Annotated in this window: 15 protein-coding genes and 1 pseudogene; 5 read left to right on the top strand and 11 right to left on the bottom strand. The window is 68.7% G+C overall.

Features of this window, described 5'->3' with window-relative positions; genetic code table 11:
* Nucleotides 1-163: 163 nt before the first annotated feature.
* The 4 genes from LRX76_RS15325 to LRX76_RS15340 all read left to right on the top strand — a co-directional run bounded on the left by LRX76_RS15325 (nt 164) and on the right by LRX76_RS15340 (nt 3,484).
* The gene (locus LRX76_RS15325; protein WP_231806496.1) at nt 164-1,303 is read left to right on the top strand and encodes a glycosyltransferase family 1 protein; all 1,140 of its coding nucleotides are present in this window, start codon (nt 164-166) and stop codon (nt 1,301-1,303) included.
* Nucleotides 1,284-1,811, top strand: a complete 528-nt coding sequence (locus tag LRX76_RS15330; protein WP_231806497.1) for a phosphatase PAP2 family protein — start codon at nt 1,284-1,286, stop codon at nt 1,809-1,811. The genes LRX76_RS15325 and LRX76_RS15330 overlap by 20 nt, the downstream gene beginning before the upstream one ends.
* Nucleotides 1,812-1,910: 99 nt before the next feature.
* Nucleotides 1,911-2,663, top strand: coding sequence for a UDP-2,3-diacylglucosamine diphosphatase (lpxH, locus tag LRX76_RS15335; protein WP_231806498.1), 753 nt, complete (start codon nt 1,911-1,913; stop codon nt 2,661-2,663).
* Nucleotides 2,664-2,695: 32 nt separating this feature from the next.
* Nucleotides 2,696-3,484 carry an IclR family transcriptional regulator gene (locus LRX76_RS15340; RefSeq protein WP_231806499.1) on the top strand — a complete coding sequence of 263 codons (789 nt, stop codon included), beginning with the start codon at nt 2,696-2,698 and terminating at the stop codon, nt 3,482-3,484.
* Between the two features lie 233 nt (nt 3,485-3,717).
* On the opposite strand, the gene LRX76_RS15345 is transcribed toward LRX76_RS15340, so the two are convergent.
* Together LRX76_RS15345 and LRX76_RS15350 are read right to left on the bottom strand one after the other, a co-directional pair.
* A complete protein-coding gene (locus LRX76_RS15345) occupies nt 3,718-5,256 on the bottom strand; it encodes a CoA-acylating methylmalonate-semialdehyde dehydrogenase (RefSeq protein ID WP_231806500.1) in 1,539 nt (512 codons plus the stop codon).
* Entirely contained in the window at nt 5,253-6,440 is a 1,188-nt protein-coding gene (locus tag LRX76_RS15350; protein WP_231806501.1) for an iron-containing alcohol dehydrogenase, read from the bottom strand. The genes LRX76_RS15345 and LRX76_RS15350 overlap by 4 nt, the downstream gene beginning before the upstream one ends.
* A 273-nt stretch (nt 6,441-6,713) precedes the next feature.
* Here LRX76_RS15350 and LRX76_RS15355 point away from each other — a divergent pair, with 273 nt between their 5' ends.
* A complete protein-coding gene (locus LRX76_RS15355) occupies nt 6,714-8,375 on the top strand; it encodes an MFS transporter (protein WP_231806502.1) in 1,662 nt (553 codons plus the stop codon).
* A 53-nt stretch (nt 8,376-8,428) separates the two neighbouring features.
* On the opposite strand, the gene LRX76_RS15360 is transcribed toward LRX76_RS15355, so the two are convergent.
* From LRX76_RS15360 to folC, 9 genes and pseudogenes are all read right to left on the bottom strand, one after another.
* On the bottom strand, nt 8,429-8,752 hold the full coding sequence (locus LRX76_RS15360) for a hypothetical protein (RefSeq protein WP_231806503.1): 324 nt from the start codon (nt 8,750-8,752) through the stop codon (nt 8,429-8,431).
* A gap of 173 nt (nt 8,753-8,925) precedes the next feature.
* Nucleotides 8,926-9,669 (bottom strand): annotated as a pseudogene (locus LRX76_RS15365) (AadA family aminoglycoside 3''-O-nucleotidyltransferase); the annotation flags it as partial.
* A 54-nt stretch (nt 9,670-9,723) separates the two neighbouring features.
* Nucleotides 9,724-10,095, bottom strand: a complete 372-nt coding sequence (locus tag LRX76_RS15370) for a VOC family protein (protein ID WP_231806504.1) — start codon at nt 10,093-10,095, stop codon at nt 9,724-9,726.
* Nucleotides 10,096-10,170: 75 nt separating this feature from the next.
* Nucleotides 10,171-10,488 (bottom strand): hypothetical protein, encoded by a 318-nt coding sequence (locus LRX76_RS15375; RefSeq protein ID WP_231806505.1) that lies wholly within the window; start codon nt 10,486-10,488, stop codon nt 10,171-10,173.
* 581 nt (nt 10,489-11,069) lie between these two features.
* The gene (locus tag LRX76_RS15380) at nt 11,070-11,885 is read right to left on the bottom strand and encodes a ferritin-like domain-containing protein (protein WP_231806506.1); all 816 of its coding nucleotides are present in this window, start codon (nt 11,883-11,885) and stop codon (nt 11,070-11,072) included.
* Nucleotides 11,886-12,035: 150 nt separating this feature from the next.
* Nucleotides 12,036-13,502: an amidophosphoribosyltransferase gene (purF, locus tag LRX76_RS15385; protein WP_231806507.1), complete on the bottom strand. Its 1,467-nt coding sequence runs from the start codon at nt 13,500-13,502 to the stop codon at nt 12,036-12,038.
* A 31-nt stretch (nt 13,503-13,533) separates the two neighbouring features.
* Nucleotides 13,534-14,241 carry a CvpA family protein gene (locus tag LRX76_RS15390; RefSeq protein ID WP_231806508.1) on the bottom strand — a complete coding sequence of 236 codons (708 nt, stop codon included), beginning with the start codon at nt 14,239-14,241 and terminating at the stop codon, nt 13,534-13,536.
* Between the two features lie 194 nt (nt 14,242-14,435).
* The gene (locus LRX76_RS15395; RefSeq protein ID WP_231806509.1) at nt 14,436-15,437 is read right to left on the bottom strand and encodes an SPOR domain-containing protein; all 1,002 of its coding nucleotides are present in this window, start codon (nt 15,435-15,437) and stop codon (nt 14,436-14,438) included.
* Nucleotides 15,438-15,501: 64 nt separating this feature from the next.
* The gene (folC, locus tag LRX76_RS15400) at nt 15,502-16,824 is read right to left on the bottom strand and encodes a bifunctional tetrahydrofolate synthase/dihydrofolate synthase (RefSeq protein WP_231806510.1); all 1,323 of its coding nucleotides are present in this window, start codon (nt 16,822-16,824) and stop codon (nt 15,502-15,504) included.
* Nucleotides 16,825-16,883 lie beyond the last annotated feature (59 nt).

Genomic DNA, 16,883 nt, shown 5'->3' on the forward strand with positions numbered 1-16,883 from the left:
GTGTTGGGGTTGGGGGTTGGGGTGTTGGGTGCCTCAAACCCGCCCATCCCCAATCCCCAATCCCGAATCCCCAATCCCGGCCCCGATGTAACCGCGTCGACGCGAAACCGACACACTGCTGCCACCGTCTGCCGCCACGCTGCCGCAAACGGGAGTCATGGCCATGCGCTACGCGATCGTCAGCGAAACCTATCCACCCGAAGTCAATGGCGTCGCCCTCACCGTGCAGAGCCTGGAACAGGGACTGCGCGCGCTCGGCCACACGGTGGAGCTGGTGCGTCCGCGCCAGGATGCGGACCGGACCGACAGCGCCGGGACGATGCTGGTGCGGGGCGCCGCGCTGCCCCGCTACCCGGGCCTGAAGTTCGGCCTGCCCGCGACCCAGCGACTGACCCGGCACTGGCAGCAGACACGGCCTGATGCGATCTACGTGGCCACGGAAGGCCCGCTGGGATGGTCGGCGGTGCGCGCCGCCCGGCGCCTGGGCATCGCGGTGGCCACCGGCTTCCATACCCGCTTCGACGAATACCTGGCCGACTACGGCGCCGCCTGGCTGCAGGCTGCGGCGCTGCGCTGGATGCGCCGCTTCCACAACCAGGCCGACGCCACCCTGGTACCGACCCGCGAGTTGCAGCAGCTGCTGGCCGAACAGGGCTTCCAGCGGGTGGAACTGCTGGCACGGGCGGTGGACGGCCTGCAGTTCGACCCGCAGCGGCGCGATCCGGCGCTGCGCGAGGAGTGGGGCATCGACGACAACGGCTTTGCCGCCATCCACGTCGGCCGCATCGCCGCCGAGAAGAACCTGCCGCTGGCGGTGCGTGCCTTCCGCCGCCTGCAGCAGCTGCGCCCGAAGGCGCGCTTCGTCTGGGTCGGCGACGGCCCGCAGCGCGAGCGGCTGGCGCACGAGAATCCCGACTTCATCTTCTGCGGCATCCAGCGCGGCGAAGCGCTGGCCCGGCACTTCGCCAGCGCCGACCTGTTCCTGTTCCCCAGCCGCAGCGAGACCTTCGGCAACGTCACCCTGGAGGCGATGGCCAGCGGCGTGGCCACGGTGGCCTTCGACTACGGCGCCGCGCGCGAGTACCTGCGCGATGGCGTCAACGGTGCCGCCGTGGCCGACGAGGAGGCCTTCGTCGCCGCCGCGCTGCGCCTGGGCTGCAGCGACGCGCTGCGCCGGCAGATGGGCGGCGAGGCCGCGCTGGCGATGAAGAAGCTGCAGCCGCAGCGGGTGGTGGCCGATTTCGACCATCTGCTCGCCAACCTCTCCCGGCTCAGGGGGCCGCATGTCGTCCACGCCGCTTGAACTGCTGCGCCACCACGACACCCGCTGGTGCCGGCGCATCAACCACTGGTGCCGGCGGCAGCGGCTACGCCGCTTTTTCGCCGTCGTCAGCCGGCTCGGCGACGGCGTGTTCTGGTATGCGCTGATGGCCGCGCTGGTGCTCGCCGACGGCCTCGACGGCCTGCGCGCCAGCGCCCACATGGCCGCCACCGGCGTGGCCGCGCTACTGTTCTACAAGACGCTCAAGCGCTGTACCCGGCGGCCGCGGCCGTTCGCCGCCGACCTGCGCATCCGCGCCTGGACGGCACCGCTGGACGAATTCAGCTTCCCCTCCGGGCACACCCTGCACGCGGTGTCGTTCACGGCCATCGCCCTGGCCTACTACCCCTGGCTGGCGCCGCTGCTGCTGCCGTTCGCCGCCTGCGTGGCGCTGTCGCGGGTGGTACTGGGGCTGCACTACCCCAGCGACGTGCTCGCCGCGACGCTGATCGGCCTGATGCTGGCCAGCCTGTCGCTGTGGGTGGGCTGAGGGAAGCCGGGATTGGGGATTCGTGATTGGCAAAAGCGCTTTTGCTTCTACCAATCCCGAATCCCGAATCCCCAATCCCCGCTCCACTACAATACGGCGATGACGACCCTGTTCATCTCCGACCTGCACCTGGACCCGTCGCGGCCCGCCATCACCGAGCTGTTCCTGCGCTTCCTGCGCGAGGAGGCCTCCGCGGCCGACGCGCTGTACATCCTGGGCGACCTGTTCGAAGCCTGGATCGGCGACGACGTGCCTTCCGAGACCGCCGACGCCGTGGCCACGGCGCTGCATGCACTGGCGGGAAGCGGGGTGCCGACCTACTTCATGCACGGCAACCGCGACTTCCTGGTCGGCCGCGACTACGCCGGCCGCGCCGGCTTCCGCCTGCTGCCCGATCCGTGCGTGATCGAACTCTACGGCCAGCCCACCCTGCTCACCCACGGCGACCTGCTGTGCACCGACGACACCGCCTACCAGGCGTTCCGCGCACAGACGCGCGACCCGGCGTTCCAGGCGCAGTTCCTGTCGCAACCGATCCCGGCGCGCATCGCCTTCGCGCAGAAGGCCCGCGCCGCCAGCCAGGCGCGCCAGTCGGAGCTCAAGCACGACGACCAGGCGCAGTTCGAGAGCATCACCGACGTGGCCCCGGCCGAGGTGCAGGCCACCTTCGCCCGCTACGGCATCGACCGCATGATCCACGGCCATACCCATCGCCCTGCCATCCACCACCTGGACGTGGATGGGCATCCCTGCACCCGCATCGTGCTGGGGGACTGGTACGAGCAGGGATCGGTGCTGCGGGTGGACGAGGACGGGCTCGACCTGGAGCGGCTGCCGGCTGCCGGCGGCTAGACTTCCGACACCGCCGCCTCGCGACCCAGACCATGACCGCGCCAGACCGCACCCCGCGCACCAAGGGCTCGGCCATCGAGCGGGTGATGGAGATCGTGGAAATGGTCTCCGCCTCGCCGCGCCCTCCGTCCCCGGCCGACATCGCCTGGCAGTTGGACATTCCCAAGCCGACCGTGCACCGCCTGCTGCAGCAGTTGCAGTCCGACGGCTACCTGCAGCTGAACATGCGCGGCCAGGTGGTGCCGGGCGAACGCCTGGTCACCGTCGCCCGCGGGGTGCTCTACACCAGCCGCCACAAGGCGCTGCGGCAGACGATACTGCGCCGGCTGTCGGCCGAGGTCGACGAGACCTGCGGCATCTCCCTGGCCGACGGCGTGGAGATGGTCTACTACGACCGCGTGCAGAGCAATTGGCCGCTGCAGATCCACCTGCCCATCGGCATGCACTCGCCGGTGTGGTGCACCGCCAGCGGCAAGCTGTACCTGAGCACCATCCCCAACCCGCAGCGCGCGCGCATCATCGCCAACCTGCCGCTGCAGCGCATGACCCACCGCACCATCACAGAGCCGGCGGCGCTGGAGGCGACGGTGCAGTCCATCGCCAAGACCGAGCTGGGCATCGACGACGAGGAGTTCATCGCCGGCATGGTCGCGGTATCGGTACCGATCAAGGACACGCAGGGCCGCAGCTACGCGTTCCTGTACGTGCACGCGCCGACCCTGCGCAAGAACATCGACGACCTGCGCGCCTGCGAGCCGGCCATGCGCCGCGCCGCGGCCGACCTGGCCCAGCTGATCGAATCGCCCGAGCACGACGTCTGACATCGCGCGTCCCGGTCCGCGGCCCGGCGCATGCCGATGCGGCGGCGCCGGAGTAATCCGGGGCGCAACGACGCACCGGCAATCGGCAATCGGCAATCGGCAATCGGCAATCGGCAATCGGATGATCGTCGCGGCATTGCGGCCAGGGCGATGACGTCGCGTGGCCGCAAGCGGGGAGACCCCTCCTCCCGCCCGGCCGGATGAGGGCGGCCGGGGCGGAAGCAAGGGCTGCTTCAACCGAAGGCCGGCATCGAGAACTGTGAGCCCTCGCGCACGCCGGCCGAGGGCCAGCGCTGGGTGATGGTCTTGCGGCGGGTGTAGAAGCGCACGCCGTCCGGGCCGTAGGCCGACAGGTCGCCGAACAGCGAGCGCTTCCAGCCGCCGAAGCTGTGGTAGGCCACCGGCACCGGCAGCGGCACGTTGATGCCGACCATGCCGACCTTGATGTGGTCGCTGAAGTAACGCGCCGCCTCGCCGTCGCGGGTGTAGATGCAGGTGCCGTTGCCGTACTCGTGGGCGTCGATCAGGTCCATCGCCTCCTGCATCGTCCCCACGCGCATCACCTGCAGTACCGGCCCGAAGATCTCGCTGCGGTAGCTGTCCATGTCCGGCCTGACGCCGTCGATCAGCGTGCCGCCGACATAGAACCCGTGCGCGCAGCCGTCCACCTTCGGCCCACGGCCATCGACCACGATCCTCGCGCCCTGCCGTTGCGCGCTGTCGATGAAGCCCACCACCTTGTCGCGGTGCTGCGGGGTGATCACCGGGCCGAAATCGTTGCTGCCGTCGTCGAAGGCGCCGACCTTGAGGGTTTCCATCGCCTTGGCCAGCGCGGCGACCAGCCGGTCGCCGGTGTCCTCGCCCACCGCCACCGCCACCGACAGCGCCATGCAGCGTTCGCCGGAGGAACCGAAGGCCGCGCCGATCAGCGAGCTGACCGCGTTGTCCAGATCCGCATCGGGCATGACGATGGCGTGGTTCTTCGCCCCGCCCAGCGCCTGGCAGCGCTTGCCGTGCGCGGTGGCGGTGGCATAGACGTACTCGGCGATGGGGGTGGAGCCGACGAAGCTCACCGCCTGCACGCGCGGGTCGGTCAGCAGCGTATCCACCGCCTCCTTGTCGCCGTTGACCACGTTCAGCACGCCCGGCGGCAGGCCGGCCTCGTGCAGCAGCTCGGCCACGTACAGCGCCGCGCCCGGGTCGCGCTCGGAGGGCTTGAGCACGAAGGTGTTGCCGCAGACGATGGCCAGCGGGAACATCCACAGCGGCACCATCGCCGGGAAATTGAACGGGGTGATGCCGGCCACCACGCCCAGCGGCTGGAACTCGCTCCACGAGTCGATGCCGGGGCCGACGTTGCGGCTGTACTCGCTCTTGAGCAGCTGCGGCGCGGCGCAGGCGAACTCCACGTTCTCGATGCCGCGCTGCAGCTCGCCGGCGGCGTCGTGGGCGATCTTGCCGTGCTCGCGGCCGATCAGCTCGCAGATCCTGTCCGCGTTCTGCTCCAGCAGGTCGCGGAAGCGGAACATGACCCGCGCGCGCTTGGCCGGGGGCGTGGCGCGCCAGGCCGGAAACGCGGCCTGCGCGGCGGCGATGGCGGCTTCCACGGTGGCCTTGCCGGCGATGGCGACACGGCTGCCGACCTCGCCGATGGACGGGTTCCACACTTCCTGCAGCCGGTGCGCGTCGGTCACCGGCCTGCCGCCGATGAGATGTCCGGTCAGCGGCAGGTCGTTCGCCGCGGCGGCATTGGTATCGATCACGGCATTCATGCGCGCTTGGCCTCCAGTTGCGGTTCCGCCCACAGCGAGCGGTAGATGTCGACGATGTCCTGCGCGCTGGGCACGCGCGGGTTGTTGCCCGGCGAACCGGAGGCGAGCGCCTGCTCGGCCATGGTCGGCAGCAGCGAGAAGAAGCGCTCGTGGCCGGCGCCGAACTCTTCCAGCGTGGGTACCTGCAGCTCGGCGTTGATCGCATACAGGAAGTCGATCAGCTTGCCGTTGGCGGTGGCGTCGTCGTCGTGCGGACCGGCCGCACCGATGAAGCGTGCGCAGTCGGCATAGCGCGCATGCGCGGCCGGCAGCGACCACTGGGTGACCGCCGGCAGCAGCATGGCGTTGGACAGGCCGTGCGGCACGTGGAAGAACGCGCCGATCGGCCGGCTCATGCCGTGCACCAGCGCCACCGAGGCGTTGGAGAAGGCGATGCCGGCCAGCGTGGCGCCGAGCATCATCGCCTCGCGCGCCGCCTTGTCGCTGCCGTCGTGGTAGACGCGGCGCAGGTTCGGCCCGATCAGGCGCATCGCGGCGATGGCCTGGCTGTCGCTGTACGGGCTGGCCTTGCGGCTGACGTACGCCTCCATCGCGTGGGTGAGCGCGTCGATGCCGGTGTCGGCGGTGGTGCGCGGCGGCACGCTGACGGTGAGGTTGTAGTCCACCAGCGCCGCCACCGGCATGAAGCCCAGGCCCACGCACAGCAGTTTCTCGTCGTTGGCCTCGTCGGTGATGATGGTGAAGCGGGTGCACTCCGAGCCGGTGCCGGCGGTGGTGGGGATGGCGACGATCGGCAGGCCCGGCTCGTTCACCTGGCGCGGGAAACGGTAGTCGCGCACCGTGCCGCCATGCTTGCCGAGGATGGCGATCGCCTTGGCGCTGTCGATCGGGCTGCCGCCGCCCAGGGCCACGATCGCGTCGTAGTCGCCCTGGCGCACCTTCTCCACTCCCGCCGCGATCGACGCGTCGGTCGGCTCGGGCACCGTTTCGTCGAACACGTCGCAGGCGATGCCGGCCTGCGCCAGCGCCTGCTGCACGGCCGCCGCATAGCCGAGCCTGACCATCATCCTGTCGGTCACCAGCAGCGGGCGCGAGCACCCGAGCTGCGCCAACACCTCGCCGGCCTTGTGGCTGGCATCGGCCCCGACGTGCATCACGCGGGGCAGGACCACCTGTACGGACATCGCACCCTCCCGAAAGTTAAGTTATTTCGATACGAAACGTATCATTTTTGTGGAACCAAGAAATTCGACCTTAGGCTTATGTGCGACGCAGCAAGGATCCCTTTTCCGTTTGGGTCTGGCACCGCGCCGTCGGCCGCGGGAGCGGCCCTGTCACCTTTGGTCGAATGGACGACCAATTCTCATATCGATAGAAATCGTATCGTTTTAAATACACCCCGGGTCCGGCGCGCGCCGGGCCCCACGCATCGAAGCTCGACTCATTGGAGGGATGAAATGGCTTCCACCTACCCCGCGGCTGCCGACGCCGGCAACCTGACCACCGGGCACAAGCGCGTGATCATCGCGTCCAGCCTGGGCACGGTCTTCGAGTGGTACGACTTCTTCCTGTATGGATCGCTGGCGGCCAACATCGCCCACCAGTTCTTCAGCGGGGTCAACGAGACCACCGGCTTCATCTTCACCCTGCTGGCCTTCGCCGCCGGCTTCTTCGTGCGGCCGTTCGGCGCGGCGCTGTTCGGCAGCCTCGGCGACCGCATCGGCCGCAAGTACACCTTCCTGATCACCATCCTGATCATGGGCAGTTCCACCTTCCTGGTGGGCGTGCTGCCCAGCTACGCCAGCATCGGCATCACCGCGCCGATCATCCTGATCGTGCTGCGCATGCTGCAGGGCCTGGCCCTGGGCGGCGAGTACGGCGGCGCGGCGACCTACGTGGCCGAGCACGCGCCGGACGGCAAGCGTGGCTACTACACCAGCTACATCCAGACCACCGCCACCGTCGGCCTGTTCCTGTCGCTGCTGGTGATCCTGGCCTGCCGCATGAGCCTGGGCAACGAGGCCTTCGATGCCTGGGGCTGGCGCCTGCCGTTCCTGCTGTCGATCGTGCTGCTGGGCGTGTCGGTATGGATCCGCATGCAGCTGCACGAATCGCCGCTGTTCAAGCAGATGAAGGAGCAGGGCCGCACCTCCAAGTCGCCGCTCCGCGAGAGCTTCCGGGGCGGCAACGCCAGGCGCATGCTGATCGGGCTGTTCGGCGCGTCCTCCGGCGAGGCCGTGGTCTGGTACACGGGCCAGTTCTACGCGCTGTTCTTCATGACCCAGTCGCTGAAGATCGACGGCACCACCGCCAACCTGCTGCTGGCCGGCGCGCTGGCGCTGGCCTGTCCGTTCTTCATCCTGATGGGCTGGCTGTCGGACCGCATCGGCCGCAAGCCGGTGCTGCTGGGCGGCTTCGCGCTGGCGGTGTTCACCTTCTTCCCGCTGTTCAAGGCGCTGACCCACTACGGCAACCCGGCCATCGAGGAAGCCCGCAACGCGTCGCCGGCGCTGGTGGTCGCCGACCCGGCCACCTGCAGCTTCCAGTTCGATCCGGTCGGGGTGCGCAGGTTCACCAGCTCCTGCGACATCGCCACGGCCGCACTGACCAAGGCCGGCGTGCCGTACGACATCGAGCCGGCGGCGCCGGGCTCGCTGGCGCAGGTGCGGGTAGGCGCGTCCACGCTGGATTCGTACGAGGGCACAGGCCTGGACAAGGCCGACGACAAGGCCAGGAACGAGACGTTCACCGGTTCGCTCAAGGGCGTACTGAACGACGCCGGCTACCCCGCCAAGGCCGACCCGGCGCGCATCAACAAGCCGATGATGATCGCGGTGCTGTTCATCCTGGCGCTGTACGTGACCATGGTGTACGCGCCGCTGGCCGCGCTGCTGGTGGAGCTGTTCCCCACCAATATCCGCTACACCTCGATGTCGCTGCCCTACCACATCGGCAACGGCTGGTTCGGCGGCTTCCTGCCGGCGATCTCCTTCGGCCTGGTCGCCGCCACCGGCGATATCTACAAGGGCCTGTGGTATCCCATCATCATCGCCGCGATCAACCTGGTGGTGGGCCTGTTCTTCCTGCGCGAGACCAGGAACGTGGACATCTCGCGCTGATCCACCCTGCGCAGGCAGGAACAAGGCCGGCGGGAAGGGCCGGCCTTCTGTTCTCAGCCCGCCCTGCGTGATCTGCGCCATCCATTGAACAGGCCAGCAGACACCGCAAGAAAGCCACAGGACAACAGCATCACGAGCACGAACGAGTTGGGCGTATCCAGAATGGCGACAGGACTCGCCACCAGTGCCGAGGCACACAGCACGGCAACGATGGCGCTTGGAAGCATGGCACCTCTCCAAGCGGTAACCGCCGCCAATGGCAGCAACAACGCAGTGAGCAGCACCGCCGGAGTGAACGGCGCAAAGGAAAGCGGCACCATGACAAGCGAGACAACCACAGCCGTCCAGGCGATGGCTTCGACCAGGCGAGTTTTCATTTCCCGTCCAATTTGCCGGCAGATCCGGCTACGAACTCTATCGACCCGAATGGATTGTCGAGCCCGGAGACCAGCGGCGCCACGAGGTGGCGTCGGCTTGAATGAATTCCCAGGCATCATTGCCGCGGAGCAAGCACAGCAGCGGCTTCATTCCTGATCAGCGCGATGAGCTCTGCCAGTTGGTCTCCGCGCAAGGCCAAACGATCTTCACAGTGTCCAAGATAGGCCTGTCGCGCTTCGGACAGTATGGCTCGATGCTTTCCTGGCAAACGCTCAATCGCCCAATCGGCGGCGACATCCTTGGGCGCGATCTTGCCGGTCACTGCGCTGTACCAGACGCGGGCCAGAGTGAGCACCACATTCCTCTCGTCTCCCGCCCAGGCTGACGGTGCGCTCCATGGCTTCAAAGAATCGGCCAGTGCCCTGAAGTAATCCCCCTCGGGTACCGGATCGAAGAATTCCGCCGCCGGCGGACCCGACAGGGCGATGCCATGCTGTCTTGCTTGCGTCAGAAGGATCGCCAGATCAGCGTCAATCACAGCGGGCTCGACGATCCCCTCGAGGATATCTTCTCGCAGCCATTCACCGAACTGCAGTTCCCCCCTGGCCGGGTAACGCCACGGCGCGATGTCATCGCGCACGACAACGGTCACTTCCAGCGCACGGAGCTCCCTGCTCTTGCCTGGAGATGCCGAGATCCCGAGCAGGTCGAGCACCAGGGCGTGCCGTGCGGCTTGATCGATACTCGTCGCTACCGTGACCAGCAAATCGATGTCACTGCATGGCTTCAGGCCGCCGTCCAACGCAGAACCGTACAAGTGCACGGCCAGCATCGTTTCCGCCAGATGACGTTCGATGGCATCCAGCGCTCGCGACAACTGCGCCGATATTTCGGCAGGCACGGAAGCACTCGTGATCTCTGACACCCGGGTCAAGCCGCGCAGCGAAGCGGCGTCGGCTCGGATGAATCGTCAGGTAGCCGACGCGTTGCCCACGGCGACGACACAGAACAGGTTCCCATCCGGATCCTCCAGCACGACATAGTCGGCATCAGGTTCGTATCTCCAAGGATACGGCTTCGCTCCGAGACGGGTCAGGCGTGCGACTTCGCGTTCCCGGTTATCGGTGTACAGGTCCAGGTGCAGCCAGCTCCGCGCCTTGGCCATCTGGTCGCGCGCTTGAAACGAAAGATTGGGACCTCGCCCGCTCGGGTCATGCAGTACCACCCAGCCATCGTGGGCGGGCGCCCGCGGCACGTAGCCGAGCGCTGCCTGCCAGAAAGCCACCATGCGGTCGAACCGATGGCAATGGATGACGATCGAGCCGATCTCAAGATTGTTCACTGTCCGGCACTCCCAACATGTAGCGGCCCGATGCCTGGATCAGGGCGTGCAGCGAAGCGGCGTCGGCTGGAACTGTCAGGCAACTGCGTCGGCACCGCTGGAGAGCCACCGCTTTATTGCCTCGCCTACCCGCACCCCATGCACGGATGAAAGATCGCGCCCCTTGTATGCGGAGGTGCTGGCATCGAGGATTGGCGCGCTGTTATGGATGTCCTCGGACAGCCAGTCGAGATAATCCCGCCCGCGTCGCCGGTACTCCCGCGTCTCCTCGGGAGTCAATTGAACGAGAAAGTCATAGCCGATGAAGCCGTGATTGCAGTTCGCATCCAGCAGCAGGTTGCCGGAATCCTCGAGGAGGAACCATCGATAGGGTTCGTGATCAAGAATCTCCACTGCCGCCACCCGACTGCTGTTCTAAGGCAAAACGACCGACGGTTCCGGCATGCAACTGGGAACATTGCCGGTGCTCCAGGACTCGTCCCACGCCCGGCGGGGCTTTTCTCCGATCGTGGCATGTGATCCCGCACGCGAACGCACCGCGCACGTTCGGGTCGGAGGCCACCCTACCATCCGGATCGGCCTCCCTCAACGCGCTCCCGGTCTCCAGGAGACTCGAGATGGATGCAGCAGATGCAGATCGGTGGCCGTAGCTCTGGAATGACAGCGACGAGAGTCGCCTGTAGAAGCGATCTGTAGGAGCGACTTCAGTCGCGATGGGGCTTTCCCGGTAGAGCCTCATCGCGACTGAAGTCGCTCCTACAGGAGATCGTGAACAGGTTCGAAGCTCTTCCAGGCCCTCTGCGGCGTTGCCGGCGGAGACCGCGCAGGACCGAGCCGACCCAGACCCCACGCCGGCCCGATCCATCATCGACCCTTGGCCAACGGCAAGCGGCATCCGGCGCCATGAAGATGGCCGCCATGATCGTTGGGCGGCGGGCGACGCGCGAAGGCTTGGCCGCATGACCCGGACCCGGTCAGCCCGCCTGCTCCTGCAACGCCAGCAACTCGTCCTCGTCGAAACCCGCCAACAACCGCGCCTCCAGGTTGAACGGGCCGTGCAGGTAGCCGCCGGCGTATTCCTTCAGCAGTTCGCGGAAGCGCTGGCGCGGCTCGACCCCGCGCCGCTCGCAGTACCAGTGGTACCAGCGCGAGCCGGCGGCGACGTGAACCACTTCCTCGCGCAGGATGATCTCGAGGATGGCGACGGTGGCATCGTCGCCCAGCGCGCGCAGCTTGGCGATCATGCCGGGGGTGACGTCGAGTCCGCGCGCCTCGAGCACGCGCGGTACCAGCGCCATGCGCGCCAGGCCGTCGTGGGCGGTCTTGATGCACATCTCCCACAGGCCGTTGTGGGCGTCGAAGTCGCCGTAGTCGTGGCCGAGCTGGCGCAGGCGGTCGCGCAGCAGGGTGAAGTGGCGCGATTCGTCGTTGGCCACCGATACCCAGTCGGCGTAGAACTGCGGCGGCAGGCCGCGATAGCGGTACACCGCGTCCCAGCCCAGGTCGATGGCGTTGAGTTCGATATGGGCGATGGCGTGCAGGAAGGCGGCGCGGCCTTCCACGCTGCCCAGTCCGCGCCGCGGCAGCTCGCGCGGATGCACCAGGCACGGCCGCGGCGGCCGGCCGGGCATGCCGATCGGCTCGGGCTCGCCCCATTCGGCCGGCAGCGACAGCCAGCCCTGGGCGAACTCGGCGGCGTAGCGCTGGGTCAGTGCGACCTTGTCGGCCGGATCGGTGGCGTCCAGGCAGAGGCGGGCGGCTTGGAACAGGTTGAGATGTCGTGTGCTCATGGTTGCGTCGCTGGCGCTCTGACGGCCACCATTCGGTGGAGCTTGTCGCGATCCGGAAGCGACCCGTAGGAGCGACTTCAGTCGCGATGGGGCTTTCCCGGTAACGCCCCATCGCGACTGAAGTCACTCCTACAGAGGTCGCGGCTACGCCTACGCGCGGCGCAGCGTCTTGGCCTCGTCCGATCGCAACTGCTGGATGCGCTCGAAATAGCTCGAGTCGATACCCGTGGGATAGACGCCGTTGAAGCACGAGGAGTCGAAGCGCTTGAGCTCCGGGTTGCCTTCGCGCACCGCCGCCTCGAGATCGTCCAGGTCCTGGTAGATCAGCCAGTCGCAGCCCAGGAATTCCTGGATCTGCTGCTCGCTGCGCTCGTGCGCCACCAGTTCCTCGGCGGCGGGCATGTCGATGCCGTAGATGTTGGGGTGGCGCACCGGCGGCGCGGCGCTGGCCAGGTAGACCTTGCGGGCGCCGGCGTCGCGGGCCATCTGGATGATCTGGCGCGAGGTGGTGCCGCGCACGATCGAGTCGTCCACCAGCAGCACCACGCGGTTGCGGAACTCCAGGTGGATCGGGTTGAGCTTGCGGCGCACCGACTTCACCCGCTCGCCCTGCCCCGGCATGATGAAGGTGCGGCCGACGTAGCGGTTCTTGACGAAGCCCTCGCGGTACTTCACCCCGAGCACGTTGGAGATCTCCAGCGCGGCGTCGCGCGAGGTGTCGGGGATCGGGATGATGGTGTCGATGTCGTGGTCCGGGCGCAGGCGCAGGATCTTCTCGCCGAGCTTGATGCCCATGCGCATGCGCGCCTTGTGCACCGAGACGTTGTCGATCATCGAGTCCGGACGGGCGAAGTACACGTACTCGAAGATGCACGGGGTGTGGTCCACGTCGGTAGCGCAGACCTCGGAGAACAGCTCGCCGCGGGCGGTGATCACCAGCGCCTCGCCCGGGCGCACGTCGCGCACGCGGGTGAAGCCGAGGATGTCCAGCGCCGCCGACTCGGAGGCCACGATGTACTCCGGGCCCTCGGCATGGTCGCGCTTGCCCAGCACCAGCGGGCGGATGCCGTGCGGGTCGCGGAACGCCACCAGTCCCAGCCCCAGCACCAGGCTGACCACCGCGTAGCCGCCCTTGCAGCGGCGGTGCACGCCGGCCACCGCGCGGATCGCCGCCTCGGGGGTGAGCATGCGCTGCGCGTCCAGCTCGTAGGCGAACACGTTCAGCAGCACTTCGCTGTCCGAGTCGGTGTTGATGTTGCGGCGGTCGGCCTCGAACACCTGCTGGCGCAGCGCCTCGGTGTTGGTCAGGTTGCCGTTGTGCGCCAGGGCGATGCCGTAGGGCGAGTTGACGTAGAACGGCTGCGCCTCGTCCATGCCCTCCGAGCCGGCGGTGGGGTAGCGCACGTGGGCGATGCCGATGCGGCCATCCAGCACCGCCATCTTCTTCTCGTCGAAGACGTCGCGGACCAGGCCGTTGGCCTTCTGCACCCGCATCCGGGTGCCGTTGGCGGTGGCGATGCCGGCCGCGTCCTGGCCGCGATGCTGCAGGACCGTCAACCCGTCATAGAGCTGGCCGGCGACGTTCTGGTTGCCGACGATACCGACAATGCCGCACATGATGCGTGTTCTCCGCTTCGGCTTGAAGCCGCTACTGTGAAGTTGGCCGTGCCTGGCCCTGGGATCCGGGGCGGATCTGCGCCGGATCGATGTTGGCGGGCAATGCGTCCGTCTTGTCCACGTCCTCGCCGGCCCTATTGCCGGCGGCAGGCGTCCCCAGTACACGTCCGACCACACCGTGCAGGGCCTCGCCCGAAAGCGTCTCGTCCAGGCTGCCATTATCGCCTGCCAGCGGCAGCTTGCCCAACTCCATCGCCGCCTCGTTCACGTCCGGCACGGACCAGTCCGGCAACTGCGCGCGCATCCACAGTGCGCCGGGCAGCAGCACCGGCACGATCCGCGACTGCCGCCATGCCGGTTCCTGCGGCAGCGGCGTGAAGCTCATCAGCAGCACCAGCAGGCAGGCGAACAGGGCGCCGCGCAGCACTCCCAGGGCCAGGCCCAGCGAGCGGTCGGTGCCGGTGAGCCGGGTGGCATCCACCGCGGCGCGGACCAGCATGCCCAGCACTCCCACCGCCACCATCACCGCCACGAACACCAGCGCATAGCCGGCCACGTAGTGCGTCGTCGTCGGCGCGGCGCTGCCGGCCAGCCACAGGCTGGCATCGGCGCCGAAACGGAAGCTGGCCCAGCCGGCCAGCAACCACGACAGCGTGCCCACGACGATGCCGACGAAACCGCGCAGCAATCCCAGCAGGCCGGATACCGCGATCACGGCCAGCAGCACGAGGTCGATCATCGATGCGACCTATCAGCCATCAGCGCCTCCTCGTAAGCCATGCCGTTCACGGACACCGCAGGGATACTCAAGCGCCGCCTCGATCGCCGCGGCGTGGCAGCGGCGGCAGGAGCGACTTCGGTAGCGACCGAAGCCTTGCCGGTGGAGCCCCGTCGCGACCGAAGTCGCGCCTGCTGGAGAGCTTGAACAGGCCCTTACGGATGCGGACGCACCATGCCGGCGACCCCGACCTTGGCGGCCACCTGCGCCTTCAGCTGCTCGGCCTCGGCGCGACTGGCGACCGGGCCGACGCGCACGCGATTGAGCGCGCCCTTGTCGGTACGCACCTGCTCGACGAAGGCGCTGAACCCGGCCGCGCGTACGCGATCGCGCAGCGCATTGGCGTCGGCGGCGTTGCCGAAGGCGCCCAGCTGCACGGCAAAGCCCACGCCGGAGGCGGCGGGCGCGGCCGGGGCGGCGGGCTTGGGCGCTTCGGCCTTGGGCTCAGGCTTGGCGGCGGCGGCAGGCGCCGGGGCCGGCTTGCTGGCGGCGGCCGGCCTGGCCGGCTCGGGCCTGGCCGGCTCCGGTAGCAGCGCCTCGGTGCGCGCGGGCGCCGGCTGCGCCGCGGCGGACGGGCGCGACGCGGCAGGCGCGGCCGGGGCCGCGTCCAGCGTCACCACCTGGGCGTTGACGTCGCTGCGCACCTTCACCGCTTCCAGCCGTACCGACTCGGCCTGCGCGCGATCGGCATACGGGCCGATGCGAACGCGCCAGGCGGGCCGGCCGTTGATGGTGGTCGACTCGCTGAAGCCGGGCAGCTGCGACTGCCGCAGCCGCGCGATCACCGTGTCGGCATCGGCCTGGCTGGCATAGGCGCCGAAGTTGACCGCGTAGTTGCCGGCGGCGGTGGCCGGCGGCAACGAGGTGCCGGCCGGCTGCGCCAGGTCGGCGGCGTCGGGGTTGTCCTGCACCGGTGCCGGGGCGGCGCCGCGGCCGTTCATTCCCAGCGCGCCGCCGGCCGGGGCGTCGCCCGGCGTGACCAGCGGCAGTTCGCGGGTCTGGAACTGGCCGTCGGCCGGCTGTTCCGGTGCCTTCAACGGCACATCGGCCACGCCGCTGTCGGGCGCCGGGCCCTTGACCAGCATCGGCAGGAAGATCACGGCCAGTGCCACCAGGATGATGGCGCCAATCAATCGCTGTTTCAAAGTGGTATCCACGGTTGGCGTAGGCGGCGTGGCGGAGTGCCGCGGCGATTATAAGGCGGGGCGGCGGCGCCCGCCCTCAGCCGCCTGAACGAAGCGCCTGCAAGGCTTCGGCGGCGGTATGGAACGAACCGAACACCAGCACCCGGTCGCCGCCGCGTGCCCGTGCCAGCACCTGCCGCAGCGCGTCGGCGACGGTATCGGCCGAGACGGCCGCGACGATCCCCGCCTGGTGCAGCCGCTCGCCCAGCTGCGCGGCCGATTGCCCGCGCGGGCCCTCCAGCCCGGCCAGGTGCCAATGGTCGACGGCGCCGGCCAGGGTCTGCGCCACGCCCGCCGCATCCTTGTCTGCCAGCGCCGCATAGACCGCGAAGGTGGTCCCGGCGACCGGACGCGCGCGCAACGCCGCCGCCAGTTCGCGTGCGGCCTGGGGGTTGTGGCCGACATCGACCAGCACCTCCACTCCGTCGACATCGAAGGCCTGCAGCCTTCCCGGCAGCCGCGCGGCGGCCACGCCCTCGACCCAGGCCTGGCGCGGCACCGGCCTGCCCAGCGCGCGCAGCGCGGCGATGGCGGCGGCGGCGTTGGCCAGTTGCACCGGTGCGCTCAGCTGCGGCATCGGCAGTTCCAGGCGGAACGCCACGTCGCGCCAGCGCCAGTGACCGCCGTCGACCGGCTCGTGGAAGAAGTCGCTGCCGGCACGGATGGCATTGGCCCCCAGCAGGTAGGCACGGCGCAGCACGCTCGACGGCGGGTCGATCTCGCCCAGCACCACCGGCTTCCAGGCGCGGATGATCCCGGCCTTCTCCTCGCCGATGCTCTCCCGGTCCGGGCCGAGCCATTCGGTGTGGTCGATGTCGACGGTGGTGATCACCGCCACGTCGCCATCGACGATGTTGACCGCGTCCAGGCGTCCGCCCAGGCCCACTTCCAGCACCGCGAGATCCAGCCCGGACTGCGCGAAGACGTGCAGCGCGGCCAGGGTGCCGTACTCGAAATAGGTCAGCGGCGTGTCGCCGCGCGCAGCCTCGACCGCCTCGAAGCCGGCCACGAGCTGTGCGTCCGTCGCCTCCTGGCCGTCGATGCGCACGCGCTCGTTGTAGCGCAGCAGGTGCGGCGAGGTGTAGGCGCCGACCTTCCAGCCGGCGGCGCGCGCGATCGCCTCGATGAAGGCGACGGTGGAGCCCTTGCCGTTGGTGCCGCCGACGACGATGGTCTTTCTTGCCAGCCCCTCGCAGGAGCGGCGCACGTCGCCGTGCGCGGGCTCTTTTCCGGCCGGCGTGCCCAGGCGCATGCGCGCGGCGACCTCGCGCACGCGTTCCAGGCCCATGGCGATGGCACTGGGATGCTGTCGCTCGATGTAGTCGAGCCAGCCGGACAGGGAAGAATCAGGAACGTTCACGCGGATCGGCACCGGTGGGGATGCGCCCATTATCGCGGCAATCCGTCCGTTCGGCCCGC

The organism is Stenotrophomonas sp. MMGLT7 (genome assembly GCF_021168555.1).
Classification (GTDB): Bacteria; Pseudomonadota; Gammaproteobacteria; order Xanthomonadales; family Xanthomonadaceae; genus MMGLT7.

Bases quoted from the DNA above. Each gene is read 5' to 3' on its own strand.
- LRX76_RS15340 (WP_231806499.1), top strand. From the start codon at position 2,696: ATGACCGCGCCAGACCGCACCCCGCGCACCAAGGGCTCGGCCATCGAG.
- LRX76_RS15390 (WP_231806508.1), bottom strand. From the start codon at position 14,241: ATGATCGACCTCGTGCTGCTGGCCGTGATCGCGGTATCCGGCCTGCTG.
- LRX76_RS15380 (WP_231806506.1), bottom strand. From the start codon at position 11,885: ATGAGCACACGACATCTCAACCTGTTCCAAGCCGCCCGCCTCTGCCTG.
- purF (WP_231806507.1), bottom strand. From the start codon at position 13,502: ATGTGCGGCATTGTCGGTATCGTCGGCAACCAGAACGTCGCCGGCCAG.
- LRX76_RS15330 (WP_231806497.1), top strand. From the start codon at position 1,284: ATGTCGTCCACGCCGCTTGAACTGCTGCGCCACCACGACACCCGCTGG.
- LRX76_RS15345 (WP_231806500.1), bottom strand. From the start codon at position 5,256: ATGAATGCCGTGATCGATACCAATGCCGCCGCGGCGAACGACCTGCCG.
- LRX76_RS15360 (WP_231806503.1), bottom strand. From the start codon at position 8,752: ATGAAAACTCGCCTGGTCGAAGCCATCGCCTGGACGGCTGTGGTTGTC.
- LRX76_RS15355 (WP_231806502.1), top strand. From the start codon at position 6,714: ATGGCTTCCACCTACCCCGCGGCTGCCGACGCCGGCAACCTGACCACC.
- lpxH (WP_231806498.1), top strand. From the start codon at position 1,911: ATGACGACCCTGTTCATCTCCGACCTGCACCTGGACCCGTCGCGGCCC.
- LRX76_RS15325 (WP_231806496.1), top strand. From the start codon at position 164: ATGCGCTACGCGATCGTCAGCGAAACCTATCCACCCGAAGTCAATGGC.
- LRX76_RS15350 (WP_231806501.1), bottom strand. From the start codon at position 6,440: ATGTCCGTACAGGTGGTCCTGCCCCGCGTGATGCACGTCGGGGCCGAT.